Source organism: Streptomyces sp. NBC_01525 (assembly GCF_045040405.1).
Classification (GTDB): domain Bacteria; phylum Actinomycetota; class Actinomycetes; order Streptomycetales; family Streptomycetaceae; genus Streptomyces; species Streptomyces benahoarensis.
On sequence record NZ_CP109397.1, the window covers coordinates 6,615,693 to 6,631,683 of the forward strand.

17 protein-coding genes are annotated in these 15,991 nt (G+C 71.8%); 12 read left to right on the forward strand and 5 right to left on the reverse strand.

Annotation, left to right across the window (positions count from 1 at the left end):
* The first annotated feature begins 24 nt into the window (after positions 1-24).
* The 12 genes from OG422_RS28480 to OG422_RS28535 all read left to right on the forward strand — a co-directional run bounded on the left by OG422_RS28480 (position 25) and on the right by OG422_RS28535 (position 12,264).
* A complete protein-coding gene (locus OG422_RS28480; protein ID WP_143939592.1) occupies positions 25-384 on the forward strand; it encodes a HypC/HybG/HupF family hydrogenase formation chaperone in 360 nt (119 codons plus the stop codon).
* Positions 381-1,505, forward strand: a complete 1,125-nt coding sequence (gene hypD / locus OG422_RS28485) for a hydrogenase formation protein HypD (protein ID WP_405747013.1) — start codon at positions 381-383, stop codon at positions 1,503-1,505. The genes OG422_RS28480 and hypD overlap by 4 nt, the downstream gene beginning before the upstream one ends.
* The gene (hypE, locus tag OG422_RS28490) at positions 1,498-2,583 is read left to right on the forward strand and encodes a hydrogenase expression/formation protein HypE (RefSeq protein WP_405747014.1); all 1,086 of its coding nucleotides are present in this window, start codon (positions 1,498-1,500) and stop codon (positions 2,581-2,583) included. The genes hypD and hypE overlap by 8 nt, the downstream gene beginning before the upstream one ends.
* Before the next feature lie 352 nt (positions 2,584-2,935).
* Complete coding sequence (locus OG422_RS28495) at positions 2,936-3,934, forward strand: class I SAM-dependent methyltransferase (RefSeq protein ID WP_405747016.1); 999 nt, start codon at positions 2,936-2,938, stop codon at positions 3,932-3,934.
* A 97-nt stretch (positions 3,935-4,031) separates the two neighbouring features.
* A complete protein-coding gene (locus tag OG422_RS28500; RefSeq protein ID WP_405747018.1) occupies positions 4,032-4,961 on the forward strand; it encodes an alpha/beta hydrolase in 930 nt (309 codons plus the stop codon).
* Positions 4,962-4,982: 21 nt separating this feature from the next.
* Complete coding sequence (locus OG422_RS28505) at positions 4,983-5,786, forward strand: class I SAM-dependent methyltransferase (protein WP_405747019.1); 804 nt, start codon at positions 4,983-4,985, stop codon at positions 5,784-5,786.
* Positions 5,783-6,586 carry a class I SAM-dependent DNA methyltransferase gene (locus OG422_RS28510; protein ID WP_405747020.1) on the forward strand — a complete coding sequence of 268 codons (804 nt, stop codon included), beginning with the start codon at positions 5,783-5,785 and terminating at the stop codon, positions 6,584-6,586. Before OG422_RS28505 ends, OG422_RS28510 begins: the two co-directional genes overlap by 4 nt.
* Before the next feature lie 4 nt (positions 6,587-6,590).
* A complete protein-coding gene (locus OG422_RS28515; protein WP_405747022.1) occupies positions 6,591-8,255 on the forward strand; it encodes a carbamoyltransferase N-terminal domain-containing protein in 1,665 nt (554 codons plus the stop codon).
* Positions 8,252-8,785: a GNAT family N-acetyltransferase gene (locus OG422_RS28520; RefSeq protein ID WP_143939585.1), complete on the forward strand. Its 534-nt coding sequence runs from the start codon at positions 8,252-8,254 to the stop codon at positions 8,783-8,785. The genes OG422_RS28515 and OG422_RS28520 overlap by 4 nt, the downstream gene beginning before the upstream one ends.
* Entirely contained in the window at positions 8,782-9,987 is a 1,206-nt protein-coding gene (locus OG422_RS28525; RefSeq protein WP_405747025.1) for a hypothetical protein, read from the forward strand. Before OG422_RS28520 ends, OG422_RS28525 begins: the two co-directional genes overlap by 4 nt.
* A complete protein-coding gene (locus OG422_RS28530) occupies positions 9,984-11,450 on the forward strand; it encodes a pyridoxal-dependent decarboxylase (protein WP_405747027.1) in 1,467 nt (488 codons plus the stop codon). The genes OG422_RS28525 and OG422_RS28530 overlap by 4 nt, the downstream gene beginning before the upstream one ends.
* A gap of 133 nt (positions 11,451-11,583) precedes the next feature.
* Entirely contained in the window at positions 11,584-12,264 is a 681-nt protein-coding gene (locus OG422_RS28535; protein ID WP_405747028.1) for a hypothetical protein, read from the forward strand.
* Between the two features lie 89 nt (positions 12,265-12,353).
* Here OG422_RS28535 and OG422_RS28540 read toward each other — a convergent pair whose 3' ends face one another.
* The 5 genes from OG422_RS28540 to OG422_RS28560 all read right to left on the reverse strand — a co-directional run bounded on the left by OG422_RS28540 (position 12,354) and on the right by OG422_RS28560 (position 15,956).
* Positions 12,354-12,845, reverse strand: a complete 492-nt coding sequence (locus tag OG422_RS28540; protein WP_405747030.1) for a hypothetical protein — start codon at positions 12,843-12,845, stop codon at positions 12,354-12,356.
* Between the two features lie 40 nt (positions 12,846-12,885).
* Positions 12,886-14,127, reverse strand: a complete 1,242-nt coding sequence (locus tag OG422_RS28545; RefSeq protein WP_405747031.1) for a putative T7SS-secreted protein — start codon at positions 14,125-14,127, stop codon at positions 12,886-12,888.
* A gap of 48 nt (positions 14,128-14,175) precedes the next feature.
* Complete coding sequence (locus OG422_RS28550) at positions 14,176-14,478, reverse strand: hypothetical protein (protein ID WP_405747032.1); 303 nt, start codon at positions 14,476-14,478, stop codon at positions 14,176-14,178.
* A 259-nt stretch (positions 14,479-14,737) separates the two neighbouring features.
* A complete protein-coding gene (locus OG422_RS28555) occupies positions 14,738-15,085 on the reverse strand; it encodes a ricin-type beta-trefoil lectin domain protein (protein WP_405747033.1) in 348 nt (115 codons plus the stop codon).
* A 43-nt stretch (positions 15,086-15,128) separates the two neighbouring features.
* Complete coding sequence (locus OG422_RS28560; RefSeq protein ID WP_405747035.1) at positions 15,129-15,956, reverse strand: alpha/beta fold hydrolase; 828 nt, start codon at positions 15,954-15,956, stop codon at positions 15,129-15,131.
* Positions 15,957-15,991: the final 35 nt, after the last annotated feature.

Below are 15,991 nucleotides of genomic sequence, written 5' to 3' on the forward strand. Positions count from 1 at the left end.
ATCCCGCAGAGCGAGGAGAACCCCATGTGTCTCGCGGTACCCGGCAAGGTGCTGGAGATCCGGCAGCGTGACGGCACACGCATGGCCACCGTCGACTTCGGCGGCGTACACAAAGACGTCTGCCTGGAATATCTGCCGGATCTCGCGGTCGGGGAGTACGCCATCGTGCACGTCGGCTTCGCCCTCCAACGGCTGGACGAGGAGTCGGCCCGGCAGACCCTCGCCCTCTTCGGCGATCTCGGCCTGCTGGAGGAGGAGTTCGGCGACCCGTGGGAAGCGGCCGCCGCGCAGGGCACCACCGGGGGCGCGGCCACCGGGAACGGCATCGGCGCGCCGCCCGGCGCCCGGTCCACGGCCGACGCGGCGCGGGAGGCACAGCGGTGAAGTACCTGGAGGAGTTCCGCAACCCTGACCTGGCGCGGCGGCTGCTGGACGACATCCACGCCACCGTCACCCGGCCGTGGGCCCTGATGGAGGTGTGCGGCGGCCAGACGCACACCATCATCCGCCACGGCATCGACCAACTCCTGCCCGACCAGGTCGAGTTGATCCACGGGCCCGGCTGCCCGGTCTGCGTCACCCCGCTGGAGACCATCGACAAGGCCCTGGAGATCGCCTCCCGCCCGGACGTGATCTTCTGCTCCTTCGGCGACATGCTGCGGGTCCCGGGCACCGACCGCGACCTCTTCCGCGTCCGCAGCGAGGGCGGCGACGTCCGCGTCGTCTACAGCCCGCTCGACGCCCTCAAGGTCGCCCGGGAGAACCCCGGCAAGGAAGTCGTCTTCTTCGGCATCGGCTTCGAGACCACCGCGCCGCCCAACGCCATGACCGTGCACCAGGCGCACCGACTGGGCATCCGCAACTTCAGCCTGCTCGTCTCGCACGTACGGGTGCCCCCGGCCATCGAGGCGATCATGCGCTCCGGTGACTGCCGCGTCCAGGGCTTCCTTGCCGCCGGACACGTGTGCAGCGTGATGGGTGTGGACGAGTACCCGGAGCTGGCCGCCCGCCACCGCGTGCCCATCGTCGTCACCGGCTTCGAACCGCTGGACATCCTCGAAGGCGTCCGCCGCGCCGTACAACAGCTGGAGCGCGGCGAGCACCGCGTCGACAACGCCTACGCCCGCGCCGTCCGCCCCCGGGGCAACCCCGCCGCCCAGGCGATGATCGCCGACATCTTCGAGGTCACCGACCGCTCCTGGCGCGGCATCGGCACCATCCCCGACAGCGGCTGGCGACTCTCCGCCCGCTACCGCGACTACGACGCCGAGCACCGCTTCGCCGTCACCGGCATCACCACCGAGGAGCCCGCCGCCTGCCGCAGCGGCGATGTGCTCCAGGGCCTGATCAAGCCCCATGAATGCCCGGCGTTCGGCACCGACTGCACCCCGCGCACCCCGCTCGGCGCCACCATGGTCTCCAGCGAGGGCGCCTGCGCCGCCTACTACCTCTACCGCCGCCTCGGCACCCCCACCGCACCACTGGAGGCGACCCCCGTTGTCTGACACCACCTTGCACGAGGCCGCGCCACCGGCCCCGGACTTCTCCGGCTGGACCTGCCCCGCCCCGCTGCGCGACCACCCCCGGATCGTCATGGGGCACGGCGGGGGAGGGGTGCTCTCCGCCGAACTCGTCGAGCATGTCTTCGCGCCCGCCTTCGGCGGCCCGGTGCTCTCCTCGCTCGCCGACTCCGCCGCGGTGACGCTGGGCGGCGCGCGGCTGGCCTTCTCCACCGACTCCTACGTGGTGCGGCCGTTGTTCTTCCCCGGCGGCAGCATCGGCGACCTCGCGGTCAACGGCACCGTCAACGACCTCGCCATGAGCGGCGCCCGCGCCGCCTACCTCTCCTGCGGCTTCATCCTGGAGGAGGGCGTGGAGACCGCGCTGGTCGCGCGGGTGGCCGAGGCACTGGGCGCCGCCGCGCGGGCCGCGGGCGTGGAGGTCGCCACCGGCGACACCAAGGTCGTCGAGGCAGGCCACGGCGACGGCATCTACCTCAACACCGCCGGTATCGGCCTCATCCCGGACGGCGTCGACATCCGCCCGCAGCGCGCCGCCCCCGGCGACGTCGTCCTCGTCAGCGGGCCCATCGGTGTGCACGGTATCGCCGTGATGAGCGTGCGGGAGGGGCTGGAGTTCGGCGTCGGTGTCGAGAGCGACTGCGCGGCCTTGGGCGGGCTCGTCGAGGCGATGCTCGCCGTCACCCCGGATCTGCACGTCCTCCGCGACCCCACCCGCGGCGGCCTGGCCACCGCCCTCGGCGAGATCGCGGCCGCCGCGTCGGTCGGTGTGGTCATCGACGAACGGAACCTGCCCGTCCCGGAACCGGTGGCTAACGCCTGTGCGGTGCTGGGCCTCGATCCGATGTACGTGGCGAACGAGGGCAAGCTGGTCGCCTTCGTACCCCGCGCACACGCCGACGCCGTACTGGAGGCGATGCGGGCCCACCCGCTGGGCGCCGGCGCCACGGTCATCGGGGAATGCGTCACCGACCACCCCGGCATGGTCGTCGCCCGCACCGGACTCGGCGGCACCCGCGTGGTCGACCTCCCGCTCGGCGAGCAACTGCCCCGCATCTGCTGAACACCGCGGCCGCGCCCGGGCCCGCCTTCCGGAGGCGGGCCCGGGCGCGGCCGCGGTGTTCAGCCTTCCGTTTGCGATCACCAGGACTGTGCGCTGCTGCGCGCCATCGGCGCTGCACATGCACGAGGCGTCGAACTCCCTACGATGGGGAGAGGCGCGGAGAAGGGACCGGACGCCTTTCCCATCTCGCGGGGCCTCGCGGGGCCTCATGGTGCGGGGGAATTCCCGCGAGAGGCGCGAGAAGAAGCCCGATTCCCCTTGCTCCCGCGGTATTCCGAGCGGCGCCGGAGAAGCGCTTTCCCGCCCCCGGATGCGCCTTGTGCACACCTGTGCTTCCGCGGAAAGGATGGGTATGGCCACCAGCGCGACGCAGTGCCTTTATGAAACTTTTCCCTTTCCCTCGCCCGGCGTCGACAGGCCGCTGATCGATGTCGTGGCGGACGAGATTCCCCTGGTCATCGAGGGAGGGCCGGCCGATGGCTGGTCGGTTCTCGACGCGGGCTGCGGCACCGGCCACACCCTGGTCGGCCTGGCCCGCGCCTATCCGCGGGTGCACTTCACCGGGCTCGAACCGTCCGCCGCCGCACGCGATATCGCCCGGCGGCTGGCCCGACGGCACGGCGTCACCAATGTGGACATCGTGGACGGTGCGCTGCCGGACGCCGCACTCGACCGGCGATTCGACTTCATCTACAGCTACGGCGTGATCCACCACCTCCCGGACCCGCACGCCGGACTCGCATGGCTCGGTGAACACCTCGCCGACGACGGACTGCTGCACCTGTGGCTGTACCACGCCATCGGCGAGGCCCAGCGCATGCGCGACCGCGAACTGGTCCGGTTGCTGGGCGCGCACGAGGACGCCCCGGGGCTCGATGTCGTCCGGGCCCTGGGCCTCTCCCTCTCGCTCGACGCCTACGGCATGCCCGGCGCCTGGGCCGGGACCGCGCTGGACCAGCGGGAACAGGACGTCTTCGACGCGGACGCCTACCTCAACCCGGTGGTGCACACCCTCCGCTTCGCCGACCTGCCACGACTGCTCGACGGGGTGACCGACTGGATCGCCGCCGACCGGCTCTACGGCCCGCACGGCGCCCCCTACCTCGACCTGTCCGGCACCGGCGGACTCCCCCCGCACGGCCCCGAACTGCTGCGCCCGGAAGACCTCTTCGACGACCCCGGGCTGCGGAGGCGGATCGACGCCCTCGACCACCTCGACCGGCTGCGGGCCGTGGAACTCGTCCAACGCCCCACCGGCTTCCGCGCCCTGGCCGGACGCGGCGCCGCCCTGCACCGGTGCACCTGCCGCATCGCCGGCAACCTCCTGCCCGGCGCCGCCCCCGGGGCGTAGACCCACCGGACGCCCCGGGCAGCCCCACGGTCGCGCGCCGTCACCACGGCGCACACGGCGACAACGCCGCGGCCTTCATGGAAAGGGCCCGCATCCCGTGCTCGAACCCCGTATCCGAGAAGCCTTCCTCGACCCCCTCAACGCCGCCGGCCCACCGGGGGCGATGAGCCCCGGCGACCTGCGCGCGGCGGTCGAGTCCCTGCGCGCCCACTGCGCCCCGCCGCCCCCGGTCGCCCGGGTCACCGACGGCACCGCCGCACACGCCACGGGCACGGTGCCGTTCCGCCTCTACCACCCGCGTCCGGGCACCCGCCTCCCGCTGGTCGTCTACTTCCACGGCGGCGGCTGGACGGCCGGGAGCATCGCGTACATGGACCCGCCGCTGCGGGCCCTGGCGGTCGAGGCGGACGTGGCGGTGCTCAGCGCCGGATACCGGCTCGCCCCGGAACACCCCTTCCCCGCCGGGCTGCACGACGCCCAGGCCGTCACCGCCTGGGCCCGGGAGAACGCCGCCGCGCTCGGCGCCGACCCCGCGCGGTGCGCCGTCGCCGGGGACAGCGCGGGCGCCGCCCTCGCCACCGTCGTCGCCCTCGAAGCCCGCGGCTCGCCGCTCCCCCTCGTCCACCAGCTCCTCATCAACCCGGCGACCGACCCCCGGCGGAACACCCCCTCGTACCGGGAGTTCGCCACCGGCTACCAGAACAGCGCGCCGATGATGGAGCGGTGCTGGCGCACCTACCTGAACCGGCCCGACGGACCGCTCGACGACGTGCCGTGGCGCGCCGCCCCCGCCTTCGCCCCGGACCTCACCGGGCTGCCACCGGCCACCGTCCTCACCGTCGAGTACGACCCGCTGCGCGACGAGGGCGAGGCGTACGCGGCGCGGATGGCCGCCGCCGGGGTGCCGACCACCCTCGTACGGTGCCCGGGCCTCATCCACTGCGCACTCCACCTGGACGGCGTGGCCCCCCGCGCCGCCTCCCTGCGGCGGCACGCGGTCCGCGCGCTGACCGCCGCGTTCGCCTGACCCGGACAGAAAGGAACCGGCGTGGCAACCGAAGCCCGCGCCCCGATGTACGGGGCCATCGCCGAGATCTACGACCGGCTGGACGACTGGATCGTCGCCACCTGGCACGAACAGCCCGTCCCCGCCCGCGTCGCCTTCCTGCGCACCCGGTGGGCGCGGCACGGCCGCCCGGTGCGGGACGTCCTGGACGTGTGCTGCGGCACCGGCAGCGTGCTGCACGCGCTCGCCACCGCCGGATACCGGGTCACCGGCCTGGACCGGTCCCCGCAGATGCTCGGCCTCGCCCGCCGCCGCCTCGGCGACGGCGTCCCGCTGATCGAGGCGGCACTGCCCGACCTGCCGCTGCCCGACGCGGCCATGGACGCGGTCTGCTCCACCGGCGCGGCGCTCAGCTACACCCCCGGCGAAGAGGAGTTGACCGGCATCCTCCGCGCCGTGCACCGCGTCCTGCGCCCCGGCGGCACCTTCCTCTTCGACGTGCTCTCCCGCCACATGCTCACCGAGCACGCGGGACGCCACGTCTGGGCGGCGGACCAGGGCGACTTCGCCTTCCTCTGGGAGTTCACCCACCCCGACGAGCGCTACAGCGACGCCTTCTACACGCAATTCCTCCGCCGGGGCGGCGCGGACAGCACCACGTACGAGCGGACCGGCGAACAGCACCGGCTGTACGTCCTCGACCACCCCCAGGTCCGGCGCGCCGCCGAACGGGCCGGGTACGCCCACGCCGAGGTGCTCGACAACTACACCGACGCCCCCGCCCACCCGCACACCCTCTACGACACCTGGGTCCTCACCCGCGACCGAGGAGGAATGCGCCCATGATGCAGGGACAGCCGCACCGGGACGCGGGCATGCCCGAGCCGTACGCCGCGACCGCCGACCTCTACGACCGGCTCGTCGCCTACGCCACCGACCAGTGGGGGGAGTCGCCACGGGCCCGGATGGCGGACTTCATCGAGGAGACGTGGGCGACGCGCGGACAGCGGGTCCGCCGGGTGCTGGAACTGTGCTGCGGCACCGGCCTGATGACCGAACAACTGGTCCGCCGCGGCTACCAGGTCACCGCCCTCGACCGCTCCGAGACCATGCTGGCCCTGGCGAAGAAGCGGGTCGGCGGGTCGGCCGCCCTCCACCGGATCGAACTGCCCGCACCGCTGCCCACCGGCGCGGACGCCGTGGTGTGCACCGCCGCCGCCCTCAACTACCAGCCGGGCGCGGAGCCGTTGGGCGATACGCTGCGGGCCGTGGCCGAGGCGCTGCCGACCGGCGCGACGTTCGTCTTCGACCTGGAGACCGCCGCACTCCTCAAGGGCCACTGGGGCAACCGTATCTGGGCCGCCGACCAGGGCGATGTGACGTTCCTCTGGAACTTCACCAGCGAGCCGGACACCGCCTACTGCGATCTGCACTACACCCAGTTCACCCGCGACGACGCCCCGGCCGGCACCTACACCGCCGCCCGCGAGGTGCACCGGCTGTACGCCTTCGACCACGCCACGGTCCGCGACCGCGCGCATGCCGCGGGCTTCGCCCGGGCGGAGGTCTTCGAGAACTACACCGCACGCCCCGCCACCGACACCACCCGCTACGAGACCTGGGTCCTGACCCGGGGCGAAGGGTAGGGCCATGCTGATCTGCGGACTGAAACTCAGCCACGACGGGGGACTCGCCCTCGTCGAGGACGGCAGGCTGCTGCTCTCCGTGGAACGCGAGAAGGTCGGCAACGGCCGGAGATTCCAGCCCCTGGACCGCCTGGAGCAGGTGGAGGACCTCCTCGCCGGGGAAGGCATCGCCCCCGGCGACATCGACCGGTTCGTGGTGGACGGCTGGTTCGCCCCCCTCGGCGAGGACCAGCGCCACCCGGTGCTGCACGTCACCCACCACGGGCGCCCCGCCCGCCTCCCGGTGGCCCCGTACCAGGACGTGCCCGGCGCCGATGTGCTTGCCCCACACCCCTTCGCCGGCCTGCCGCTCGGCACCACGACCCATCCCTACAGCAGCTACCACCACAGCACCCAGCATCTGATCGGCGCCTACGCCACCAGCCCCTTCGCCCGGCGCGGACAGGACGCGCTGGTGCTGGTGTGGGACGGCGGCATGCCGCCCGTCCTCTACCGGGTGGACCCCGAACCCCTGCGCGTGACGCGTCTGGGCGAGCTGTTCCCCCTGTACGGCAGCGTCTTCGCGGACTTCTGCGCCGCCCTCCCGCCGTTCCGCGGCGCGCAGCCCGCCACCACCGACCCGCACCTCATGCCCCGCAACCTCGACGTGGCGGGCAAGGCCATGGCGTACGCCGCGCTCGGCACGGACGATCCGGGCTTCGACTCCCTCCTCTCCGCGGACCTCGACGCGCGGGAGCTGTCGTACACGATGGGCGACGAACTCGCCCACGCCCTCACGGACGACGGCCCGAGCCCCTGGCCCGACGCCACGGGCGCCGACCTCATCGCCACCTTCCAGGGCTATTTGGGCCGCCGCCTGCGCACCGCCCTCGCCGCCGCCGTCCGCGACGGCGACCTGCCGCCCCGCCTCTGCCTGTCCGGTGGCTGCGCGCTGAACATCAAATGGAACAGCCTGCTGCGCTCCTGCGGCCTGTTCGACGCGGTGTGGGTCCCGCCGTTCCCCAACGACTCCGGGGCCGCCCTCGGCGCCGCCACCGTCGAGTGGGTGCGGACCGGCGGACGGCCCGTCCTCGACTGGTCCGTCCACCGCGGCCCCCGGCTGCGGCCCGCCGAGGGCGACCCCGCGGGGTGGACCTCCGCGCCCTGCGACATCGACGCGCTGGCCCACGTCCTGCACGACACCGGCGCCCCCGTCGTCGTCCTCACCGGCCGCGCGGAGCTGGGACCACGCGCCCTCGGGCACCGCAGCATCCTCGCGCCCGCCACCGACCCCGGCATGAAGCAGCGCCTCAACCGCCTCAAGGACCGCGAGGACTACCGGCCCGTCGCTCCGGTCTGCCTGGAACACCGGGCCCCCGAACTGTTCTCCCCGGGCACCCCCGACCCGCACATGCTCTTCGACCACGACACCCGGGCCGGCTGGGAGTCCAAGGTCCCCGCCGTCGTCCACCTCGACGGCACCGCCCGCCTCCAGACCGTCAGCGACCGCGAATCCCCCTTCCTCCACGCCCTGCTGACCGCCTACGAAAAACTCTCCGGCCTCCCGCTGCTCTGCAACACCAGCGCCAACCACAAGGGCCGCGGCTTCTTCCCGGACGTCGCCTCGGCCGCCGCCTGGGGGCGCGTCCCGGCGATCTGGTCCGAAGGCCGCCTCTACCGCCGCACATGACCGCCTTCCGCGCCGCGACGGCCCGCGACCTCCCCGACGTCGCCGCCACCCTCACCGAGGCGTTCGCCGACGACCCGCCGAGCCGGTGGGTGTTCCCCGGCGGGGCGGCGGCCCGCGCCCGCTTCTTCTCGGACGTCGCGGACCACGTCCATACCGTCGGCGGCACCGTCGAGCTGGTGCCCGGCGCCGCCGCGCTGCTCGCCCTGCCCCCGGGCGTCCAACCGCCCGACGACCCGGCCGACGGGCGGGAGGCCGCGATGCGCCGCACGCTGGACGCCTGCCACCCCCACGCCCCGCACCACTACCTGCTGTTCTACGGCGTCCGCGACGCCCACCGGGGCCGGGGCCTGGGCGGCCGGATGCTCGCCCGCCTCACCGCCCGCGCCGACCGCGACCGCACGGGCACCTACGCCGAGGCCAGCACCTGGCGCGGCGCCCGGCTGATGCTGCGCCACGGCTTCCGCCCGACGGGGACGCTGCGGCTCCCCGACGGAACGCCCCTGATCCCCGTCTGGAGAGACCCCCCATGACGACCTCGGCCCGCCTCGCTGAACGCGCGGTCGCCAGCTGGCTCCGGCGCAGCCGCGAAGGCCCGCCCGGCCCGTTCCCGCACCGGCCGGTCACCCGCGCCGTCGCCGCCCACGGCATCACCGCCCTCCCCGGCGGCCTGGAACACCGGCTCCTCGACGCCTGGGACCGCACGCGCGAGAGCCCCCGCGAACCCGGTGGCCCGGAATGGGCCACCGCGCTCTGGCTGGAGTGCCTGACCAGCTCCCTGCGCGACGCGCCCTCCTACGACGCGTACACGATGACCGCACTGTTCGGACAGTGGTGCCGCCTGGGCGACGCCCCCCGGCGCACGGCACGGCTCTCCGCGCTCCTCGCCGCGGACCTCGTCCGGCACGAACTACGGCGCGCCGCCCGCGAGGAACGCCCCGCCGAACGCCGCTTCCGTACGGCGGCGGCCGCCCGCCTCGCCCGCCAACTCGACGCGCACGACGGGTGGACCGACCCCGGCGCGACACCCCCGCACCTGGAGACCGCGCAGGCCCTGCGGCGCTGCGGCACCCTGCTGTCCGCGGGCGGCCGGGGCCTGCCCGTCCCGCCGGCGCTGCTGGTGGAGTCGTCGCTCCCGGTGGCCACGGCGGAGCCGGACGAGCCGCTGTTCCTCCGCACCGTGCAGATCATGGAACTCCTCGCCGAACAGGCCGCCTGCCACATCGGCGAGGCCCACCGGCAGGCCCTGGCCGCCACCCCGGAGCCCGCCGCGCTCGCCGCGCAGCTGCGGGCCACCGCCGCCGGGATCGCCCACGCCCACCACGTCTTCCACCTGGTCACCACCATCGACCCCGCACAGTTCGCGGCGATCCGCGCGGCCACCGTCGGCACCGGCGCCCTGCAGTCCGCCGGCTTCGCCCGCCTGGAGCGCCGCTGCCGTGGCACGGCTGCCCTGCGCCCGGAACCGCTGGCCGCGATCGGACTGGACGCGGCGCCGACCCTCGCCCCGCCGCTCTGCGCCGCGCTCGCCCGCGTCACCGCCCGCCTGGAGACCCACGACCGGGCCGCGGCCGCCCGCCTCCGCCTGGCGACCGACGCGGTCAACGAACAGTGGCGGCGGTGGAAACGCACCCATCTCGGCGTGGCGAAGAAGGTCATCGGCGATGTGCCGGGCACCGGCGGGACCGACGGTGTGCGCTACCTCGCCCGTCACCTGAAGGAGCCGCTGCTGTGAACCCCGCCGACGCGCCCTCCCCGCACATGGACCCCGACACCTTCCGCACCCTGGGGCACCAGGCGGTCGACTGGATCGCCGACTACTGGCAACACCTGGCCGACCACCCCGTCGCGCCGCCCGTCGAACCCGGCAGCATCCGCGCCCAGCTCCCGTCGGCCCCGCCCGAACACGGCGAGGACTTCCCGGCGCTCCTCGCCGACCTCGAACGGATCGTGCTGCCGGGCCTGCTGCACTGGCAACACCCCCGCTTCTTCGGCTACTTCCCCGCGAACGCCTCCGGCCCCGCCGTCCTCGCCGAACTCCTCTCCGCGGGCCTCGGCGTCCAGGGCATGAACTGGAGCACCAGCCCCGCCTGCACCGAGGTCGAACAGCAGATGCTCGACTGGTTCGTCCAACTGCTCGGCCTGCCCGCCCACTTCCGCGGCACGGGCGTCATCCAGGACACCGCCTCCAGCGCCCTCCTGGTCGCGCTGCTCACCGCCCTGCACCGCGCCAGCGGCGGCCGCACCCGCGACCACGGCACGGACGGGCACCGCTACCGCGTCTACCTCACCCGCGAGACGCACTCCGCCGCCGCCAAGGCAGCCGTCATCACCGGACTCGGCCTGCGCGCCCTCCACGAAGTGGCCACCGACGCCGACGGCGCCATGGACGCCGCCGACCTGGAGACCCGCATCCGCGCCGACCGGGCCGCCGGTGCGACCCCGCTGATGGTGGTCGCCACCCGCGGCACCACCTCCCGCCTCTCCTTCGACGCCCTGGACGCCATCGGGCCCGTATGCCGTCGGCACGGGGTGTGGCTGCACGTCGACGCCGCCTACGCCGGGGTGGCCGCGATCTGCGACGAACTGCGCTGGGTCGGCGACGGCGTGCACCACGCGGACTCCTACTGCACCAACCCGCACAAGTGGCTGCTCACCAACTTCGACTGCGACCTGCTGTGGGTGACCGCCCCCGAAGCCCTCGTCGGTGCCCTGAGCGTGCTCCCCGAGTACCTGCGCAACCCGGCCTCCGCCTCGGGCCGGGTCACCGACTACCGGCACTGGCAGGTCCCCCTGGGGCGCCGCTTCCGCGCCCTGAAACTCTGGTCGGTGGTCCGCTGGTACGGCGCCGAAGGGCTCCGCGCCCACATCCGTACCGGCGTCCGTCACGCCCGGCTCTTCGCCGGCCTGCTCCGCACCGACCCCCGCTTCACGCTGCTCGCCCCGCCCGTCCTGGGCCTGGTGACGTTCCGTCTGAACGCCTCCGACGCCGCCAACCGCGGCCTGCTGGACACCGTCAACACCGAGGGCACCACCTTCCTCACCCACTCCGAGAAGAACGGCACCTACTTCCTCCGCTTCGCCACCGGCGGCACCTTCACGGAGGACCGCCATGTTCACGAGGCGTGGCGGGCCCTCCGGAAGGCCGCCTCTGCGGGGGACGAGGGTGAGCAGGGGGCCGCGATGACCTCCCGGTAATGCGTGGCGGTCGTTCGCGAAGCATTACCGGGCAACGTTACGGTTCACCGCGCACCGGGTGAAATGCGCGCGGCTTGACCGGGTTTGGTCCGGGGATGTGCTTTACGGTCCGGAGTCCGCCATACTCGGGCGCATGAAGGTGTGGGAAGTGCTTGTCACTGCTGGCGCGTACCTGTTCGGGGCCGGAATCTTCGGCATTGCCGGTTATATGTGGTGGTGGGGGAAGAGGAAATTCGAGCGAAGCGGACAGCAGCGGGAGGAACTCGTTCAGCTCGCGGAACAGCGCGGGTGGAGCTACACCCCATTCACGCAGGGAGACGGGGATGCGTATTTCGCCGGCAAGACCGTCAACGAGCCTGTCTACGACTACGTGGCCGGTGAGTTCCGCGGGCGTTCCTTCTGCTGCTTCGAGTACCGCCACCGTGGTACCAGTCAGTCCGAAAGGACGCAGTACGCCGTCCTGTTCGCGGTGAACATACCGAACTCCGTGCCCTATACGACCGTCAAGCGGCGTCGCCCCCTGGACACGGTGGAGGCCCGTCTGTTCCGCCATGGCAAAGTCGTCGAGCTGGGCATTCCCTCCTTTGACGAGGCGTTTCGCGTCATCAGCACTGACGAGACCGTTGCGCGGCACATGCTGACCGACGGCCTGGTGAGGTTCCTCACCTCCGACCCCCGGGCCAAGGCGGAGCCGCTCCGCTTCCAGCGGAACGCCGCGGTCACCTCGTACCAGGGGCGGTTGCGCCCGGAGCATGTCGAGGCGAAACTGGATTACCTGTGCGACGTGTTGGACCGCCAAGGCGCAATGGCGTGAGCGCGCGCCGACCGGCGTACTCATGAGTGAGCTCCACACCGAAATCGATCGGTGTGGAGCTCACCCATGAGCGCCGCCGCGCACGGCAATCATTCGGCGGAGGAATCCGCCGGGCGAAGTGACCGGACGAAGTCCTTGAAATCTTCCTCGACCTGAGCGATCTGCGTCGACTTGGCCGTCAACACCAATTCGATCACCGCGTGTTCGGCCAGGTTGTGAACATCCTGCATCACCAGATAAACCTGGCTCTGGACCAGGTCCAGAAGCCGTCCGTGCAGCGAGGTGGAGATACGCAGCGTCTGGGTGAGCGCAGGGGCCTCGGGGGTGCCCACCTCGGTGCGATGGGCGACACTCACCGTCGCTGCCTCGCGCAGCCGTTGAACCGACTCGTCGCCGATCGCCACCAGGTCGATGGTGTCCCGCATTTTCCCGGCGATGGTGATGTTCGCGGTGAATCCTTCGCGCGATGCCGGATGGAGTGCGATGAACGCGACTCCGGGGGCGCCCACCTCATCGGGGGGCGCCGGTTGCCAGCCTTCCGGCAGCGAAAATTCGATCTTTACCGGCAGCGTGGTCGCCATGGTGAAATCAACTCCCTGATGTATGGAACCGAGGCTACTGTCAGCCGAAGGGATTGAGCGATTTCAGACCGTCGCCCACCGCGTCGAGGCCGTCGCCGATCGCGTCCGCGGCATCGCTGACCGTGTCAACGACCTTGTGCGGGTCGATCTCGATCTGCGCGCCGACCTTGCCGCCGAGTCCGAGTCCGACGCCCACCGAGCCGCCGATGACGAACTTGCCGTCCTTCATCCCGGCATCGACGTGGGCCTCGGCGCCGGCCCCGGCCCATCCTTCGGCGGTGGCACCCGCCCCGATACCGCCGACGTCCGCATGCCCGCTCGCTGTCGCTTTGGCGCCCGCGAAAGCCTCGGCGCCCAGGTGTGCGCCCTCCTTGCCCACGGCCGCCGTCGCCGATGCGTCCAGTCCGGCGAAAGCCGAGGCATCTCCCTTGGCCTCGAAGGCGCCGTTCTCGTAGCCGCCTTCGGCGGATGCTTTGGCGAGGTAGGCGGTCCCACCGACTTTCGCTTCGAGATTGCCGTCCTTGTAGGACGCCCCTACGGTTCCCTCGGCCCCGAGGAGCTTGAGTCCGGCTTTTCCGCTGAGCTTTCCGTCCCCGACCTGCTTCTCACCCTCGGCCTCGGCGCCCCAGACACTCGCTTCGCCCTTCCGCTCCCACAGCTTGACCTCCGGACCGGGCTTCTTGCCGCCGGGTTCCTCAGGGCTTGTGGTGCCGAAGGGCCTGTTCCTGCTCCACCTTCTGCTGGGATCGGTCGGCGACTTGCCTTCCTTCTCCCAGAAGGTCTGGCTGCCTTTTCCCGATTCCTTTTGCTGCTCGGCGACTTCCCCGGCCTTGGTCAGCCAGTCCGGCGCGTTGGAGGCACCGCCGGCCAGATCGGCCAGCTTCTTCCCTGCCGTACCGGCCTCTTCCTTGAGGGATTGCCGAGCGGCGTTCAGGACGGTTCGGGCCTGGGTTTCGTCGCCGCTCTCCCAGAGATCGATTGCTTCCGCCGCCTGCTGCTGCGCTCCCCTGAGCGCTGCGGCGTACTTGCTCACCGCCGAGGCCGCATCGGACATGGCATCGGCGGCGTAGAGCCAGTTCTTCTTCTCGCCCGAGAATTTCTCCCAGAACTGATCGCTGGCCTTGCCGGACCAGCCAGAAATGCGTACACCGCCCAGCCGGGTGCCGGTGTCCTCGAATTTCCCCGACGCTTTTCTCAGTGAGTCTGCGACGCTTTCCAGGTCCCCTGTGTTGCCAGGAATGAGTTCCTTGGGGTCCTTGGTTTCCCCCAGTTCCGCCGCCACGCCTATCCCCGTTTCCCGCCCATTGTTCTTGTCCTTTTGTGCCGTGTCCTACGTGTGCAGGCGCCCGTTCGCATAGGCATCGGCCTGCTCGTAGTTGCGGGCCGTGGTCTTGAGATGTCCCGCAGCGTCGACCGAACGGTCGCCGAGGCTCAGGTAGGCCGCGGTCCATGTGCTGCAGAATTTTTGGAACTTCCCGGAGAGGACCACGTCGCTCTGCTCGGAACCGTCAAAACCCTTGAACATCGCCTCGAAGTCGACATCTTCTGCCGGCTTCAGGCATTTCAGGATGTCCGAAGCGCCGCCCCTGAGCTCTTCCGGTTCGGCGCTGAAGCCGTCGCCGTTGATAGTCACGCTTAATCACTGTCCCTTGAACGCATGCCAACGAGAAGCGAGTTGGCCGCCGTCGAAGGACCGTATCACTTTCTGTGCATCGACCGAAGGCACAGGGTGGCCGGGGTGTTATTGCCGTAACTGTCCTCAATGTTGGGAAAGTTGCGAAAGCTGATTTCTTGGCGAATGGGTCGGCTGGCTGTACTTGTGGAGGTTGGTGCAGGGGCAAATTCCTGTGTGGGTCGCGCGTCGCCCGAACGGGAGGCGGCGAAACCCTCCGTCAGCCGGACTTCGGCAGGTTCAGCCTGAACTTCTGCGCCGTGGAGCCGTCGCAGTCCGCGATCCGCAGGCGGGTGCCGTTGGCCGTGGCGCCGCCGGGGGCCTCCAGGCAGCGGCCGGAGCGCGGGTTGACCAGCGCACCGTCGGCGTGCTGCCGCCAGACCTGCCCGCCGACGCCGTTGCACTCCCACAGCTGGACCGGGGTGCCGTCGGCCGTGCCGTTGCCCTCGATGTCCAGGCACCGGCCGATGGTGCTCAGGGAGCCGCTGTCGTGGTGGTGCCAGGGCTGGTCCTCGGCGTAGGTCTGGCAGTTCGGCTCCTCGTCCGGCTCCGGCGGCGGCTCGGGCACCGGAACCCGGAGAGGTCGCGCGAGGGCGCACGCCCGGGACCGTTCACCCGGCCAGGAAGTCCAGCAGATCCCCGGTGAACTTCTCCTTGTCCCCGGGCACGAGCGCGATGCCGTGGGAGCCGCCCTCGTAGACCTTGAGCGTGGCGCCCGGGACGAGCTGGGCCGTCTTGCGGCCGGTCGCGTCGAGGGGCACCACCTGGTCGTCGTCGCCGTGCACCACGAGCGTGGGGACGTCGAACTTCTTGAGGTCCTCGTGGAAGTCGGTGGCCGCGAAGGCGTCCACGCAGGCCACACCGCCCTCGATGGTCGCCTGCATCGCCATGTACCAGAACGCGTCCAGGTTGCCCTTGGTGACCTGGGTGCCCTGGCGGTTCGCGGAGAAGAAGCCGACGGCGGTGGACTGCCAGAACTGCGAGCGCTCGTGGAGGATGCCGTCCTTGATGCCGTCGAACACGCTCTGCGGGACGCCCTCGGGGTTCGCGGGCCCCTGGAGCATCAGTGGCGGGATCGCCGACAGCAGCACCGCGGACCGGATCCGGCCGGTGCCGTGACGGCCGATGTAGCGGGCGAGTTCGCCGCCGCCCATCGAATGCCCGACCAGCGTGACATCGCGCAGGTCGAGCCCGGTGATCAGGTCGTTGAGGTCATCGGCGAAGGTGTCGAAGTCGTAGCCGTCCCACACCGGGGCGGAGCGTCCGTGGCCCCGCCGGTCGTGGGCGATGCCCCGGAAACCGGCGTCGGCCACCGCCTTGAGCTGGTCCTGCCAGGCGTCGCCGTTGAGCGGCCAGCCGTGGAGGAAGACAACCGGGCGGCCCTGCCCCCAGTCCTTGTAGAAGATGTCGACACCGTCGCGCGTCGTGCAGGCAGGCATGGTATGTCCCTTCGGGTGGACGGGCCGGACGAGCG